The 16,918-nt window shown below is 32.1% G+C and carries 13 protein-coding genes and 1 pseudogene; 9 read left to right on the forward strand and 5 right to left on the reverse strand.

Annotated features, from left to right (window positions below):
- The first annotated feature begins 11 nt into the window (after positions 1 to 11).
- From U8D43_RS09315 to U8D43_RS09325, 3 genes are all read left to right on the forward strand, one after another.
- A complete protein-coding gene (locus U8D43_RS09315) occupies positions 12 to 1,871 on the forward strand; it encodes a TnsD family Tn7-like transposition protein (protein WP_335870913.1) in 1,860 nt (619 codons plus the stop codon).
- On the forward strand, positions 1,852 to 3,387 hold the full coding sequence (locus tag U8D43_RS09320) for a Tn7-like element transposition protein TnsE (RefSeq protein ID WP_335870914.1): 1,536 nt from the start codon (positions 1,852 to 1,854) through the stop codon (positions 3,385 to 3,387). The genes U8D43_RS09315 and U8D43_RS09320 overlap by 20 nt, the downstream gene beginning before the upstream one ends.
- A gap of 405 nt (positions 3,388 to 3,792) precedes the next feature.
- A complete protein-coding gene (locus tag U8D43_RS09325; protein WP_335870915.1) occupies positions 3,793 to 4,209 on the forward strand; it encodes a hypothetical protein in 417 nt (138 codons plus the stop codon).
- A 490-nt stretch (positions 4,210 to 4,699) separates the two neighbouring features.
- Here the strand turns inward: U8D43_RS09325 and U8D43_RS09330 are convergent, their stop codons facing one another.
- Entirely contained in the window at positions 4,700 to 5,806 is a 1,107-nt protein-coding gene (locus U8D43_RS09330; RefSeq protein WP_335870916.1) for a spermidine synthase, read from the reverse strand.
- Positions 5,807 to 6,186: 380 nt separating this feature from the next.
- On the opposite strand from U8D43_RS09330, the gene U8D43_RS09335 reads away from it, so the two are divergent.
- Positions 6,187 to 7,449, forward strand: a complete 1,263-nt coding sequence (locus U8D43_RS09335) for a helix-turn-helix domain-containing protein (protein WP_335870917.1) — start codon at positions 6,187 to 6,189, stop codon at positions 7,447 to 7,449.
- Between the two features lie 239 nt (positions 7,450 to 7,688).
- A complete protein-coding gene (locus tag U8D43_RS09340) occupies positions 7,689 to 8,096 on the forward strand; it encodes a hypothetical protein (RefSeq protein WP_335870918.1) in 408 nt (135 codons plus the stop codon).
- A 127-nt stretch (positions 8,097 to 8,223) separates the two neighbouring features.
- Here U8D43_RS09340 and U8D43_RS09345 read toward each other — a convergent pair whose 3' ends face one another.
- The 4 genes from U8D43_RS09345 to U8D43_RS09360 are packed head-to-tail and all read right to left on the reverse strand — an operon-like array spanning position 8,224 to position 13,178.
- Complete coding sequence (locus U8D43_RS09345; RefSeq protein ID WP_335870919.1) at positions 8,224 to 9,924, reverse strand: M3 family metallopeptidase; 1,701 nt, start codon at positions 9,922 to 9,924, stop codon at positions 8,224 to 8,226.
- Positions 9,925 to 9,962: 38 nt separating this feature from the next.
- The gene (locus tag U8D43_RS09350) at positions 9,963 to 11,222 is read right to left on the reverse strand and encodes an MFS transporter (RefSeq protein WP_335870920.1); all 1,260 of its coding nucleotides are present in this window, start codon (positions 11,220 to 11,222) and stop codon (positions 9,963 to 9,965) included.
- Positions 11,219 to 12,118, reverse strand: coding sequence for an LpxL/LpxP family acyltransferase (locus tag U8D43_RS09355; RefSeq protein ID WP_335870921.1), 900 nt, complete (start codon positions 12,116 to 12,118; stop codon positions 11,219 to 11,221). Before U8D43_RS09355 ends, U8D43_RS09350 begins: the two co-directional genes overlap by 4 nt.
- A gap of 13 nt (positions 12,119 to 12,131) precedes the next feature.
- Positions 12,132 to 13,178 carry a ThiF family adenylyltransferase gene (locus U8D43_RS09360; protein WP_335870922.1) on the reverse strand — a complete coding sequence of 349 codons (1,047 nt, stop codon included), beginning with the start codon at positions 13,176 to 13,178 and terminating at the stop codon, positions 12,132 to 12,134.
- A 938-nt stretch (positions 13,179 to 14,116) separates the two neighbouring features.
- Between U8D43_RS09360 and U8D43_RS09365 the strand changes: the two genes are divergently transcribed.
- From U8D43_RS09365 to U8D43_RS09375, 4 genes and pseudogenes are all read left to right on the forward strand, one after another.
- Complete coding sequence (locus tag U8D43_RS09365) at positions 14,117 to 14,323, forward strand: hypothetical protein (RefSeq protein ID WP_335870923.1); 207 nt, start codon at positions 14,117 to 14,119, stop codon at positions 14,321 to 14,323.
- Between the two features lie 8 nt (positions 14,324 to 14,331).
- The gene (locus tag U8D43_RS20940) at positions 14,332 to 14,496 is read left to right on the forward strand and encodes an RDD family protein (RefSeq protein ID WP_442893583.1); all 165 of its coding nucleotides are present in this window, start codon (positions 14,332 to 14,334) and stop codon (positions 14,494 to 14,496) included.
- A gap of 663 nt (positions 14,497 to 15,159) precedes the next feature.
- On the forward strand, positions 15,160 to 15,756 hold the full coding sequence (locus tag U8D43_RS09370) for a hypothetical protein (RefSeq protein ID WP_503627276.1): 597 nt from the start codon (positions 15,160 to 15,162) through the stop codon (positions 15,754 to 15,756).
- A 14-nt stretch (positions 15,757 to 15,770) separates the two neighbouring features.
- Positions 15,771 to 16,907 (forward strand): annotated as a pseudogene (locus U8D43_RS09375) (IS4 family transposase).
- Positions 16,908 to 16,918 lie beyond the last annotated feature (11 nt).

Genomic DNA, 16,918 nt, shown 5'->3' on the forward strand with positions numbered 1-16,918 from the left:
GAGGGAATCACATGCTGCCATTCTTTACTGATCCATATCCAGATGAATTGATTTATTCGGCGGTCGCACGTTATCACTTTTACAGTGGGAATATTGATTGCAAGGATACGTTGGAAGAAGTATTTCAAACTCGTTCTGTTATACCAAGTGTAGAGATTGGCAGTCATTTTTCTGTACTAGTTGAGCAATTAGGCTCTAACTATTCTGTTGAAAGCCTAGTCGCTAATCACACGATTTACCTTTACTATGCTCCGTTTCTTTCCAAACAACGTCAGCAAGAACTTTTACAAGATGTTCAAGGAGATGGAAAAGGACTATATACAAGACTTGGAATGGTCGCAGGAGGTATTTGTAAAAAGGACGGACTCTATTATTGTCCGGAATGTGCAGCTAGTGATATTGAGCGACGTGGAGAACCCTATATTCATCGTGAGCATCAACTACAAGGGATTGATTTCTGTGCACATCATGAACAGAAATTAAAGAAGTATCCTATAGATTTTTCAAAGCAGAGTAGAATCGAGTTTATTCGATTTGATAAAAAACTAATGAACTTATCGATGATTCAAGAGGTTGAACCAAAAGAGTTTGTAGTTATTCAAATTGCTTTGGCAAAGATGGCATATCAACTGCTGCAAGTCCCAATACATCACTTTTCAAGAGAATCTATTAATCGTAAATATCGTGTTCTTTTACGTGAGCGTAATTTAATAACAACTTCTAATCGAATTCGGCAAAATGAGCTATACAAAGTATTTCAATCAAAGTTCCCAAAAGGATTTTTAGTTAAGTATGAATCAGCAATCGATGTTGATGATGAGTACAATTGGCTGAAGGTCATTACACGCAATCTAAAACGCCATGCACATCCTTTCCGTCATTTGCTTATGCTTTATTTCTTAGAACAAGATGTAGATTCCTTTTTACAAGTTGAAGCTGATACAGGTTCTTTCGGTAGTGGCCCATGGCCTTGTTTAAATAAAGCAGCTAATCATTATAAAGAATTTGTGATTCCTGAAGTAAATGTTACGAGAGATTTTAAATCAAAAGCATCCATTGGTACGTTTGAATGCTCTTGTGGCTTTATTTACTCTAAAAAAGGCCCTGATAGATTTAAATATCGTATTGGACGTATAAAAGCGTTTGGAGACGTCTGGAAGGCAAAATTACATGAATTGGAAGCAGAAGGGAGGTACAGTACAAGAACATTAGCTAAAGTGCTTGGTGTAGATTCGAAAACGGTTAAAAAATATCTTTCTTCAGAGATAAAAATTGAAAGATTATCAGAGAACACTATTCCTTCGATGTTGCTAATTTATCGAAAACAATTGTTAAACGGAATGAGGCAATACCCAAGTTATTCAAGAACACAAATTCATAAGTGTTTCCCAAAAGAATATATGTACTTGTATCGTCATGATAAAGAATGGCTGTTCAAACAGCTGCCTATAATTCAGGAGAAGAAGAATAACCAAGCAATTGTCGATTGGGCCTCACGTGATCGAGAATACTGCTTTAAAGTGGAGAAGCTTTACAAGGAGTTAATCGAACTAGAAAAACCTGTCCGAATTACAATCTCAATTATTGGGAAACGGCTTGGAATATTATCAAACTTGGAGAAACATCTTGATAAGCTCCCCCAGACTAAAAAGCTCCTATCTGAAACTACGGAATCTACTCAACAATTCCAAATCAGACGTTGTTGTAAGATTATTGATCGAATATTACAGAGGCAAGAACTAGTTGTATTATGGAAAATACAGCGTATTGGCGCTGTGAAGTCACATCATTTTCATGAAATAAAACCGTATTTGGAAGAATATTTACGAACAAAACAGGAAGTGAAAAGTTATGAGCAAACAACAGGTTAAAATTGCTTGGCCTTTTGCTACAGGTGAAAAAGCACAACTACTATGGATTGGTGAACCATTCCGATATGAACATAAAATGATGATTAAAGCTTATTTTCGCTCACAAGGCCGTACAGAATGTATATTAATGGATTGGGGTACATTACCATGCCTAGCAATTCAACATTTTTATACTGATGGCATCATAACGGTAAGTAAAGCCCCTGAAGGTGTACAAGAGATAAATATGACTATTTATCCTAATAAAGTTAAATATCATGAACGACCTTGGTCTATTCAGGGAAGCAGTGATTCTGCAACTTCCCGTAGTTTCGTGTTCTCTTTCAATGGGAAGAATGTTATTTTACCAGTCATTGAAGTATTACGTAGCATATTAGCTCCGAATGGTTTTCTTTTATATCGCTTGTTCGAATCGAATTCATTTCCTCAGTTCTTCACAGAAACATACGAACCTAATAAAATTCATCTTAGCTTTTCATCACAATATGAATTGAAATATACAAAGACAGCGTTCGTATATCAATTGGTGTGGTTGCTGACGAACCGTGATTTACGACAAGTTTATGAAAATATAGCCTTTACCTGGTTGCAGGAAAAGGCTTTGAGATTCGAATGGACCTTTACACAGCCGATAACTATAACAGCTCGTGTAAAGGAGAAGAATAATACGTTTACAATATTACAAATTGTTAATGTGAAAAATAAAGATATTCCGTACAAGTATATTTCTATTTCACATCCAGAAATACAAGATCAAGAGAAATCCAATGAAGCGAAGAAGTACACTTATCGTTCTCTAAATAAACAGGGTGATGAAGAGGGCTTTACATTAGATGAACAATTAGATGGTTCTACTGAAGACTTTGATCTCGTACAAATGAATCAGTTAAAACATGAATACACATTAGTTCCCAAAATTGAACGTATTAAAGGTAGCGTTTCCAAGCAGCGAACGAAGGAAGATGAAAACACAAAGAAATACTACATTAATACGGGTTCTATTCGATCAACCGCAGATAGTGGTGGACAACAACTCGTGCGAGGATTAGAGCATCAAATGCTACATGAAATTCAAGCACAAGGAGAGCTTCAAGATTTTATTAATGTTCTAAAAGTACTTGAGCGATATCCCATAATAGGAGCAATACAAGTAATTATGGATGTGTTGCCAGATAGTCACGGTGAACGGAGATTTACTAAGTTGAGTGATAATATCACTAAGCGACGATATGTTATTGCCCAAATATATTTAGGGAATGGAAAACAATACAATATTATAGAAATTGAACGGCAAAATCGTTCTTTGTCAATGTTGATTATATCATCATCTATAACGTGTGAATGGAAAGCTATTTATGATCGGTTGCTAGTAAATCTTGTGAATGATTGTGGAACTTGGACAAGTAAGTCATTGAAAAGCCTGGAAGACCAAGGTATTACACTGGTAAAAGCTAAACATAGTTCTAAAGGGGTTCAGCATAGGGCAGAGGTTTTATTGAATAAAATACTATATTAGTAGAGGATAAACCAATGTAGATAGAAGTTAATAAAGACTTACTTATGATTTGGAATAAATAACAAGGGATTCTCAATGTGCCACCATATAGTTATACTGGAAAGTAAATGGTTTTAAAAAAGTTATTTCTGACATAGGCACTCTTGTATAGTAAGCGTCAAACCATGTGGGGATAGTTTGACGCTTACGTTTTTGACAACTGGTGATTAGCGGGAAATGAGAGAAAGTTACAGACTTTTTATCTTTGCGCATAATAATAATTTGGCCGTATTACAGCCCACGTTAGAAAGAAATGAGGTCTTGAAAAGAATAGAGAAGATACCTTTTTACATCGTGCAACTAAAATAATATAATTATTATGTAAACATCAAGTGTGGTTGTTAAAAAATAGAAGGGGGTTTTAGTATGAACTATTTTATTAAGATAAATATAATTAGTATTGTATATTCTTTATTGTTACTTATTCCAGTGGAATTAATGGTAAATGCACAGCGTATAAGTAGAATAACAGAATTGAAAAATGAAAAGGTACTTGTTTTGAATAATGTGACAACAATTATTATATTGATATTGGGAACGCTTTTCGTACTTTATTTATCAAAAAAATGGATCAAAGAAAGTTTATTGAACTTTTTGCGCTACATACTTTGGATTCCATACTTTGTATTTTTTAGTTATATTACCACTAGAATCCTTCCTGACCCAACTGAAAGTGATATTCCATCCGCAGGTTTAGGTTTATTGTTAATTGGTGCAGTAATAATTTTCCCATTATATATTTTTTTGACTGATATAATTAGAAAATCTATGAGTACATCTTAATTTAAATATGTTTGAAAAAAACCGAGAGAAATTTCTCTTGTGTTTTTTTTACCAAAAAATGATTTATTAAAAGGAAATTTACTAAAAATATGACATTTTTCTATTAAAATAGTGTTTTTCACAAAAAAATCCACTATAATGTAAGTGTAATTATTAAATAATACATACTTTAAGAGAGTGGTAAATTAATTACATGAAAATAATTTAATAATTAAACCTATTAAATAATATAAGGGACGTTCCATTTGTTTGAACTGTCCCTTTTTGGATCAATTGCTTTTTTTGTTCTTTTCACCTGGTACAAACTCATCCCTACACCATCGAAAAATTACCAGAGTGCAAGAGATAAGTCTTTACTGTATTGTTCGATAATAAACCTTCTTTAGATTTTCCCTCAAAGTCCACCTCATACTTATGATAAAGATCTTCTAAGTCCTTAATTAATTCCTTAGATGCTTTCAATACACAATCTCCTTATGAGAAAACTGTTCTAATTTTGTAAATAATCTATAGCGCTTTTAAAGTTACCCAGCATTGCATAGACATAACTTATCAATTGTTTAATAGATGAATCTTTATCGTATTTGTATAAATCCAATAAATGTATTAAAATAACTTTTAATTCACTTTGGCTCTTTTTTTGGAATAAATCCGATAAAAGAAAAGCAGCATTAATCCTATATTGTGATATTTCACTACCATTTGCAAGGTATGCATCTACTTGTTTTTCAGCCAAGGTATCGAGTTTTAAGATTGAACTTATTTGGTCTTTTATTTCATCGGTACATGAATGAATAAATTGTCCCAAATAAAAATTATCTACTTTGTATAATTCTGAAAATGAATATCCTTCTGTAAAGATAGTATATTGTTCATCTAAAGATAAAATATTTTTTTCTTTAGAAAGTAAAAATTCATCTAGCCATTTTATTTCTTCACTGTTAATCTCCCAACTATAGTTGTTATCGATGCTAGTTGGTTGTTTCGAGGCAATGAGTAATGAACTTGTCCAATAACGAATGATATTCGAAAATCCACCCATTCTTGTGATATCCTGCGCCAAAGTAAATGATATTGAAGGTATCTTTTCTGAAAAGAATATATTAAAAGCCTCAAATCTGAGGGCAGGTTCAAAACAATGTAAATAAATAGAACCATTTTCAGATAGTTTGTTAAATAAGTACGATAATTTATTTATTTTATACATTTCCTCTACTAAACCTTTATCGTTATATAAATCTATAACAATTGCATCATATTCTTCTGTGGGGATGTACTTAGTAGCATCTGCATGTACTATATTTAAGTTTGGATAGTCTAACCACTGATTATCAACTGAAAATTCAATAAGATCTGCATCTATTTCAACAGCAGTACAGGGTGGTGTAAAGCTCCATTTCTTTAATAGCTGTAATACTGTTCCTCCGCCCATCCCTAAAAGCAATATGTTCTTTGCTCTAGACTTATAGATGGCCCATGCCAAGTAATCGTAGTACTTAAAAGATAAGTAATTATCTACTTTTTCCGAGTAGACAAAATGGTTATGATCTCCTTTATTAATTTCAATAAAATTATTATTCACTGTCCAGTTTGACATTAGCAATATCTCCTTTCATGCACTTAAGTTTCCATTCCTCTCTGAATAATAGAGGGTATTATGATTTTTTTCTTCACCTTCTGAACAACTTAAAGTGTGGTACTCTAAAACACCTACTTTAACTCTAGTTTATAAGTCATTGTAATAGTATTGAGAAATTTATTTTTTTTGAATAGTATTATTAGGGGGGGTGTTTTTTTTTTTTTTCAATCTTTTTAACAGATTCCATGATAGCCTATATAAATAAAGGATATTCAATATTCACACTTGCTATAAATTGTAATTGTAGGTAAAATATTGTTGAAAAATATTATTTTAATATCAGGGATTATAACCCTTTTTTTTTGATTTTTTTTCAATATTTCTGGGGGTGCAATAACGTGAGGATTGGTGTAATCTTACAGCATAGAAGAAAAGAATTAGGTCTAACTCAAGAGGTTGTGTGTTCGGGAATTTGCTCAATTACATATTTAAGTAAAGTAGAAAATAATGTAATAGCTCCCAAAAATGATATCTTACAGCTATTATGCAACCGATTAGACCTAAATCTTAATGACCTAAAAGAAGGTGATAGCAAAAGTTTAAAGGCTTTAATTAAAGAAGCCTATGAAGAAATTTCTAGAAGAAATGAGATAAAGATAGAAATATTGATAGATAAACTTATTAAAAAAAACCAAAACTTAATTGATCCAGAAATAAGTATTGGATATTTTATAGTTCTAGCAAATTACGCAATATATAAAAATAATCAAATAGAAGCACAAAATTATTTACATAAAGCTAATAATATGAAAAAGTATATGACTTTGGAATATGAATATTGGTATCATAAATCAAATGGTTTTTTTCAATATCTATTTGGCTCTATAGAGAATAGTAAATCTAATTATGAGGAAGCTCAACAAGTCTTAGTTGAAATGAAAGGCGAAGATGCTAATCTATATTTTCAACTCGGTATGGTAAATTCAAGACTGAAAAAATTTGAACAATCTAATAAATATATAAAAATAGCTTTAGTTACCTTTAATCAAGAGTTAAATTTCAAGAAAATTGTTGAATGCAATTTAATAATAGGCATTAACTACAGTAAAGTTGGAAATTTTAATAAAGCTGAAGAATACTTCCTTAAATTAATCGATAATTTAAATTACTCTGATAATCAAAAAAACTTAAGTAGAGTTTATCATAACCTTGGAATTGTTTATTCATATAAAAATGAGTTAGTGAAGTCCTTAGATTTCTTCGGAAAATCACTAGACTTAAAAGATAAACCTGCTGAACGAGCAAATACAATATACTTATTAGCGTATACCTATAAACGATATGGAGATATAGATAAAGCCTTCTACTACATGGATAAAGGCATCAAGATAACAGAGAACATTCAATCTCAACTGCTGTATAAATTTCAAATAATGAAGCTATATTCTATGGAAGGAAGCGAGATCCAACTAATCGAACTAGTAGAAAATACAATACTTCCTTACTATTTAGAAACAGATCCTATATTATCTAAGGAATGTATGCTTTTATTAGCTGAATTATATCAAAAAATAAACCACTACAAGTCAGCTTGTAAATACTTTGAAAAATACTTAAGTACAGACAATACTATGCATATAAGAAAGGAACTTTTATATTGAAAAGACTGATATTGTTTTTATCTGTTTGTATTTCTTTGGTGTTAACTATAACTCATAAACATAGTAATAGTTATAATAAGTGGATACCAATAATCAAAAAAAATAGAGAAGTAATTTAAATATATTAAATTATGTGAAAATTCTATTAATAAATTTAAAAAGTAACAGAGTTAATCATTGAATATTAGTATAAGAATATAATGTAATAATACATTGTACATAAGAAAGGAACTTTTATATTGAAAAGAGTTGTATTAGTTGTTTTATCAGTTTGTATTTCTTTAATGCTGGCTATAACCTTAGCAGATGATTATCTAGACCCTTCACCAGCAATTATAGCAACAGATGAATATCCAGACCCTTCACTGGCATTTATGGAAACAGATGAATATCCAGACCCTTCACCGGCATTTATGGCAACAGATGAATATCCAGACCCTTCACCGGCATTTATGGCAACAGATGAATATCCAGACTCTTCACCGGCATTTATGGCAACAGATGAATATCCAGACCCTTCACTGGCATTTATGGCAACAGATGAATATCCAGACTCTTCACCGGCATTTATGGCAACAGATGAATATCCAGACCCTTCACCTGCTTTTATAGAAGCAGGTGAATATCCAAATCCTGTACACCTTTGATATAAATTTATATTAATTATGTGAAGAGGGTTGTATCAAGAATCTCCAAAGGCATAGTTATAATTACTGGATATCAAAAAGCAAAAATCTGACTCAACGTAACTATTAAGTCAGACTTTTTGTTTTCTTACAAAATTTTAGGGAGAATTGTGTTTTCCATACAATATAATTGCTTATCAAACTCCTGAAAGAAGTCATCCATAAAATTCATTTCATTAATTTCAATCCCAGTAATTTCAAAAAAATCAGCTACACTTATAGTTTTACCTGCCTTTAAAATGTTTATTAACTTTTTCACAAAATCTGAATCGCTTTGGAGAATTTTAGAATATAAGCTAATTGCAATTGTATAGCCAGCTGCATACTTGTATAAATAGAATGCATCGAATAAATGAGGTATCCTTACCCATTCTATTGCATTTTCATCATCATAAGTAAAATGGGGACCATAGAACAATTGATAAACTTTATAATATTTATCAGATAAGTCTTTCGAAGAGAGTTCTTTAGAATTATCAATCTGTTCATGTAACCAATATTCAAACTCAGAGAACAATGCAGGATTAAAGACCTTATCGATACATTTCCTAATATAATATGAAATATATTCTCTTTTTTTTCTAGGATTCTCAGTATTGTTTATTAAATAGTTTACGACTAGTACCTCGTTCAGTAGCGCAAATACTTCCCCAATAAAATTTGAATAACCTGCATCCGAATAGCCCTGATATTCATTAGAAAGAGTACTGTGGACACTATGTCCTATTTCATGTGCAAGTGTATGAATACCGTCTATATCATTTTGCCATTCTAACAAAATAAATTGCTTCGTATCATACGAACCGATACTATATGAGCCTCTTCGTCTGTTTGGAGACATCTCGGAATGAATAAGACCTCTATCAGTAATTTCCTCAATTATGTTCTGGTACTCCGTTCCTAACGGTGCTAATGCTTCTTTGACAAGTGACAAAGCCTGGTCAATTGTTTCAATATTGTCATTAAGCATCCTTTCAGGAGAATAATATAAATCATAAGAATGTAATTCTTCTATTTCTAAGCATTTTTTTCTATTGTCAATATACTTATGAAAATAGGAGATGTTTTGATTGATATTTTTTAAGAAACGAATGAAAAATTCTTTATTTAGCATATCATTGTTCAAAACTCCTGTAAGTGCAGAGTCAAATCCCTGTATGGATGCAAGTTCTTTATAGATTTTAATTTGAGAGATCAATAATTCCGATACCTCATCAATCACCCCAAAAAAATATCTATGATAGTTTTTAAAATTACTTTTTCTTACGAATGCATCATTACTATATAAACTAGTGTAAAATTCATCCTCATTTACTAACATATTTTTAGTATTATTTAATATCTTTCTATAAGATAATTTATTAAATTCAAGCTGTTGCATAAAATGGTCAAGTTTACCTTTATCATTATAAGTCTTTACTTTTAGTTTTTTTTCAATAATTTCATTATGTTTTGCTTGATCGTTAAGTGTATTTTTTATCTTTTCAATTTCTCGGCTCATTTTTTCTTTACGGTTTATCACTTTAACTAATAATTCTAACGCTTGTTGATAATTTCTTTGATTTGTATCATCACATAAGTCTAAATCGAATTTCAATTTTGAATATACATATAACTTTTCTGCCGTACGTATCTCTTTCTCTCTAATGGTTAGAAGTTCTTTAATATTTTTATCACATAAAATTTCTTTTGTATCTTCTGTATTGAAATCAATCATAGTTTTTAAACCAAAAAAATCAGATTTCCATTCTTCTAATGAATTGTAGATTGAGTCTAAATTCCAAAGCATAACGTACCCCTTTCTGAATGTAATATTTCATATATCTGTTAACTTATACTTTTAGTGATTTCATTCTTAGTTAATTGAATATCTGAGGGTTTTGGTAAATTTCTAAGTCTAGAGAAGATTAACCATATTGTGCTTATAGCGAAAAGGCCCAATCCTCCTAAAGCAAAAATAAGAGTTGGACTAAAATAGATGCCCAATAAGCCACCACTCAATGAACCAAGTGGATATGACAAAGCACTAACAGATGTAATTATTGAAAATACCCTTCCCATTAATCTTGGTGGAATTAACATTTGTCCAACAGTTGATAAGAGAATTTCCGAAATTCCAAGTGGTATAGTTGCCAAAGAAAAGAAAAGAACGCCTAGTAGTGTGCTATAAGAAATTAACATAACAGATCCAACCCAAAATAAAGTGGCTATTAAGTATAATATTATAGTAATCATGCCTAGGCGAAAGTTCCTAAATTTTGGTGCCATCACAGCACCGGCTAAAAAACCAAAAGAAAAAGCAGCTAATAGGTAACCGTAAGTGTCTGCACCTCCATGTTCATTTGAAAAAATCGGAAGTATTGCGAAAGCCATACCAAAAATAAAATTAGCTAAAATTGCACCTAGGAACATGTTCATAATTATGGTTCCCTTAATGAAATTAAACCCTTGTTTTAAATCATTAGAATAGTTGATAGCTACTTGTTTTATAGATACCTTTTCTTTTCGAGAATCACTACTTTTTTGTAGTTTCATCATACTGAACAAAACAATAGTGATTACAAAAGTGAAAGAATCTAATATATATATATTTATTGCTCCAAACATAACGATCATAGCCCCGGCTAATCCTCTTGATATCATATCTACTGATCTAAAAGCAAAGGTCATTAGAGAATTTGCTGAAGCAAGTTGCTCGTTTTTTACAATAATAGGTATTAGTGAAGTCTGGGCAGGGTAAGTAAGTTGTTCCATTAGTGAGAGAATAGGCATTATTATTAATACCAAGGTTATATTTAGCCATCCTACATAGTAGAGTATGGGAATCGATAGAATAAGAACCAGTTGGCATATTTGAGAAATAACCATTATTTTCTTCTTGTCATATTTATCAACTAATGGACCTGCTAAGAATTGCAAAGTGCTAGGTAAGGTGGTTAAAAAACCCGCAAGACCAGTATAAAAAGCTGATCCACCAAGATCTAGGACCAGCCACATAGCCGCAATAAGGTAAAGGCTGTCACCGATATTGGTAACAATCCTTCCTGCAAGTAACAGCATAAAATTTTTATTTTTTAATAAACTCATTCAATTTCTCCATTCATATCAACTAATTCCCAAAACCATTGCTCCTTATATGCCTTTATATAAGTTTCGCCGAATGAGAATATTTCATTAAGGAATGCAGAAGCATTGAGTAGACTTGGATCATATTCTCTTCCGAATGCAAAGTGTATTTTATTATTTTCCCAATAACAAGTCATAGGAATAACTTTAGCGTTAGCTTTTTTAGAAAGCGTGTAAACCCCAGTAGGTACGTTCATAGTTTTACCAAAGAAGTTTACTCTCTCGAACTCTTTTCCAATTCCATAAGAGAATTCAGGAAAAATAATTCCAATATGATTCTTCATAACATTTTTAAGGAACCTTAACGGTGATGACATTGATGGTACCTTCAATAAGTTCATTCTTTTAAATTCTTCATGTTCAATAAAATTTTTTGCCCAATCACTTAGTAGGCCTCTCTCTTCGTCATTCACCAGCACAGAAATCTCTCTGTTAAATATAGTGGGTAGAATGGTAACCAAAGAATATGGACCTAGATGGAAAGGACATAATATTGTGGGATGTTTTTTATTACAAACAATCTCCATTTCTTTTAGACTTTCCTCATCTATTATTGTTGTTAGTTGTTTGTGGTGTAGGGCTAAAGAAAATTTCAGCCAGATTTTTTTACGCTCATAGCTGTATTGAATATAGTCATTAGCTAAATCTTCTATATTCAGAATATCTTTGAATGGAATTAATTTTTCTGATACATTTTTATGTCGTTCAGCTTTATTATCAGCTTCATAAATAGAACCCTCCTGATCAATTAGATCTATAAAGTTATATAGTCTCTTACGATCTGTAGAATCATTAAAAGGTATACTCTTCCATATATTTGAGTTATTAACCATATGATCGAAATCTATTACTGACATTCAGCACACTTCCTTATCTTAGTGATTTTGAAAATCCGTATCTCCATGTAAACGAAACATCTTCTATATTAAAGTCGCCCATTTTACCACTAAAGTTTGGTGACCAAAGTTCTGTAATTACAGATATTGCCTCATTTACTATTAAACCAGAAAGTATAGTAGCTAAAGGATTATAACTTCCCGTTATTCCTTCTATTCGTTGATTGCCGATAAGGTTGGTAGTTCCATTTTTTTTTAGAGAATTCATGTCCCTCCAGCCCATTGTCTTTCCAGGAACAATGGTTATACCTGTGTTGGTATAATGGGAATGGTATCCTCCTCCCACTATATGAGGTATTGAATTTTCTTCAAAAAAAGGGGTCATGGTGTCTGCTACAACATCAACTGAAGGCTCATCTGCGCAGACAATAACTAGGTCACAGTTTACTAAACTTTTTTTTGTAGTTTTCGACATTTGCCCCTTAATTAACTCTTTAACAGAGTATACTTTAGCATCATATTCCTCTGTTAATAGCTTACTAAGTTCCTCCGCCTTCGATAAACCAATTGAGTGTTTTCTGTAACTTATTTGATGTTGCAGATTATGGCTTTCTATTATATCGGCATCTACGAGGCTAAAAGAATTGATTCCTAAAGCAGCTAGCTCATGTGCTACTCTACTTCCAATTCCACCTACTCCAACAATACCTATTTTTGATTTGCGGATATTAACTATTGCATTATTAAACTGCTGGATAGATTGCGATTTTGTCATAATATAACTGTAAAATCTATTACTCTCATCTATATCTATTAAAGGTTCTATTCCTGAGATTACAATTTCATTACTGACCAGTATATCTACAATTTCAATTATGTCAGTACCTATAGTATTTTTACTTGCCCACTCTAATATATCCTCCTTAGAACGACACTGGGACAAATATTCAATAAAGCAAATAATATTTTCTTCATCCACAGCAAAGGTTTTGTTTAAGTTTGTATTACCCATAACACATGTGATATGTGGAAAGTTATAATAAACGCTAATATCAAATCTTAAAATAAAATATGTATCCATTATTGTCCCTCCAATAATATAAAAAAGGGAGATAATAATTTACTATCTCCCTAAAATAAGATTAGCATTTTTTTGTATCGCCTTGTTTTTCAGTAGATACTAGTACCATGTTCTCACCTCCCATGAGATTATGTATTTAAAGTTTGAAATTTAATCCCTCAAACTTTCTAAATTAAGAATAACTCAAATATAAGTTTTTGTGTATTGAGAAAATTCCTTTAATTCAAAAGGATAATTGAGGTTTCTTATGGGGATTTTTTCAATTTTTTCAACAAACAATATATATATAATGCTAGATGCATTGGGTACGTTTTCATTATTTGAAGCTAGTTATATCCCATCCCTTTTTATTGGGAAGCATGGGGACGTATCTCGTGCTTCATTTTGTCTTTTGAGCATGTCCTTTAATACTTTTCCCTCCAGATAATAGACCTTTTTTCTTTGAAATTGCAATGGCGGATGGTTCTATATACTTTACAAAAGAAGAATATTGATTTTGGAAAGTAGTAAAACTAAAATTAGACTAGAATGAAAAAAGCTGATTCAAGAAGTTTTAAAATTTATAGTAGTAGTAGTAATTTCTCTTATTTTGTAAAAAATGATATAAATTTATTTAAAGATAATATTGGTATCTCTTTTGCTCAGAATTTAGTATGGATGTACAAACTTTCGTAGTTACTGTTGACACAAGAGATGCTCAAAAAATCTAGAAATGGCTAACTCTGAAAAAATTTGGTTGAATGCTTTCTAATAAACGTACGAAACAAAAGCAAAACCAATGAAAAATTAATTTGAATATATTGTTATTTTTTATAACTCTAAGAGGACCATTCCCAGCCAAACTATTTGTCACCTCTAACGTATAAAAAAGCTATAGATGTTATGAGAGATTTAATATTAATATGCTGAAAAATTGAAATCGAAAGGAAGTAAAGTTCATGAAAGGTAACATTGTATTTAAAAGAATAGCTGCATTTTTAGTTGATTATTTGCTGTTCACTATTATCGCTGTCTTATTAGTTTTAATTAGTATCCCTTTTTTGTCAAATGACGAATTTAAAGTAACAACCGAGATGAACTTTCTTATAAATCTTTTTGTATTCACACTCCCCGTGTTTAAGGATAGCTTCAAAAAAACAGTATAGGGAAACGAATGTTTGGATTGAAAATCTATGGTGATAATTTTGATTTAAGTAACTTTCAAGTAATCATAAGAAACATTACTTTACCTATAGTAATAGTTGAAATGATAGTGTTATTCTATAGAGATGATAATAAGAGAATAGGAGACTTACTCGCCAAAACTTATGTTAAATAAAAGTGACACTGTTGAATTAGGTGGTTTCACTACCCGAATTTCCTTGTTTCACGATAATATTACTAGCAACCACCAATATGCAGGGGCAATTGGTGGTTGCTTATTTACGTTGATAAAAATCACTAACACTCTCAATATTCTTTGATGAAAGAAATATACAGATACAGTAGAGGGGTTTAAAGACTTCACAGGTGGAAAAACCGCTATTGGGTCCAGCCTATTTGGTAGGGATGCCTTAAACGGTTACATTCGCTCGTTTGCTTTCTCCAGAAAAGCATGGACAGACAGTCAAATTTTAAACGTACATGATGAAAGCTCTATGGTAAATGATTTCTATACTTATGATGCACTGGGACGTCTAAAAACAAAGGCTAATGGGTGCCTGTCACTACCCGAATTTTCTTGTTTCACAAAAGTGTTTCACGATAATTTTCCTAGCAACCACCAATATGCATGGACAATTGGTGGTTGCTTTTTTGCGTTGATAAAAAGCACTATCACTCTTAATATTCCTTGATGAAAGAAATATACAGCTACAGTAGAGGTCTTTAAAGATTTCACAAGTGGAAAAACCGAAATTGGATCCAGCATTTTCGGTCGAGATGCCTTAAATGGTTACATCCGGGCGTTTCTTTCTCTAGAAAAGCATGGACAGACAGTCAAATTTTAAACGTACACGATGAAAGCTCTATGGTAAATGATTCCTATGCTTATGATGCACTGGGACGTCTAAAAACAAGAAGTCTAGATACAGGCGCAACGAAGTTTAAAACAACCTTGATGTACGAAGAGGGAATCAACAATGGTACGACAAATAGGGTGAAATCTATCAAAAATAAAGATAATCAGATTGACTATACCTATGATCCGAATGGGAATATTAAGTCGATTACAGAAAAGGGCAAGACGATCACGTATACGTACAATGAGTTCAATGAACTAATTCGTGAAAACACCCCTCATACCAACAAAACCTTTACGTATGAGTATGACACTGGAGGCAATATTCTCTTTAAGAAAGAATATACCTACTCCACAGGTACAATCGGAACACCGACAGAGACCATCACGTATTCATATCATTCAACTTGGAAAGATAAGCTAGAGGCATATAATGAAAGGAATATTATCTACGACTCTATCGGAAATCCAATCTTTTATGCTGGACCAAGAGTGTTGATTAACCAATTAAATCCAGTAAAAAACTACAAAAAAGGACGCCCTTTTAGTAAAATTGTTGTTACGACACAAACAATTTAAAAAGGAGCGTCCCTATGAAACAGTCTACCACTTTCCCAAATTTGATTCAAAAGTTAATTCTGCCAGAAGAGATAAAAATCGCCACAAAACTCACTGGTTATAAGGATAAAAGTACTAAATTCGATGTAATGACACTCGTTTGTTATTTTGTTTGTGCTGCTGCTAATGAATGGAAAAGCTACCGTCAAAGTGCCGATGTTGGAAGAAAACACGGATTACCTCAAGTCAATTATTCTACCTTTTCTAAAAAAGGAAGTCATGTCCCTTATCAATTGATGAAAGAACTATTTCATCTTATCGTTTCGAAATGCAATCGTGCGACAAGAAGATCATTAAAAATCCCTAAAAACCTATTACTTGTTGATTCTACTACGATTACGGTTGGAAAAACCCGCCTTCCTTGGGCTCTTTTTCATGGGGAACGCTCTGGCATCAAGCTCCATGTCGCATTTACAGAAGAAACAGAAATGCCTCTAAAAGTGATTGAAACGATCGGAAGGAAACATGATGGTCCAATTGGAGAAAAGCTAGTCGATGATCGTTTTATTCTCGTTGAAGACCGTGCGTATGGAAAACTGTCTCGTTTTGATCAATTTCTTCAGGAAGGTCAATCATTTGTGATTCGTCTTAAATCAAACGTTGAAATCGTTAGCCCAAAGTCCCTTCAACGAATGGAAAAGGAAGGATCAAACGTGAATCGAGATATCACTTGTAAGCTTGGAACGAAACAATGCCGAACTTCCAAAAGACATCGAGTGGTGTTTTTTCATGATGATAAAGGAAAAGAAATTCGAGTCGTTACCGATTTAATGCATATTTCTGCATAGAACATTGCGGAAATGTATAAAGCACGCTGGAAAATGGAAACGTTTTTTCGCTGGATTAAACAAAACCTTAATGTTCCTGTGCTCTTTTGAACGACGGAGAACGCTGTTTATAATCAGCTCTTTTCAGCACTTATCGCATACGTTTTACTCAAATGGTTGTATCAGAATACATCCAAACGAGAAGTAAAAACGAAGCTATCATTTATCTCATTTACAAGACTTCTTTTAATAAATGATCTCCCAATTGATTGGTTATCCGAAATGAGTGTAGTTTTAAAAAACACCCGGCTTTTCTACGGGATTAGTCTGCCTGAAAATGGATAATCAACACGCCT

Source organism: Bacillus sp. 2205SS5-2, from assembly GCF_037024155.1.
Lineage (GTDB): Bacteria > Bacillota > Bacilli > Bacillales > Bacillaceae_K > Bacillus_CI.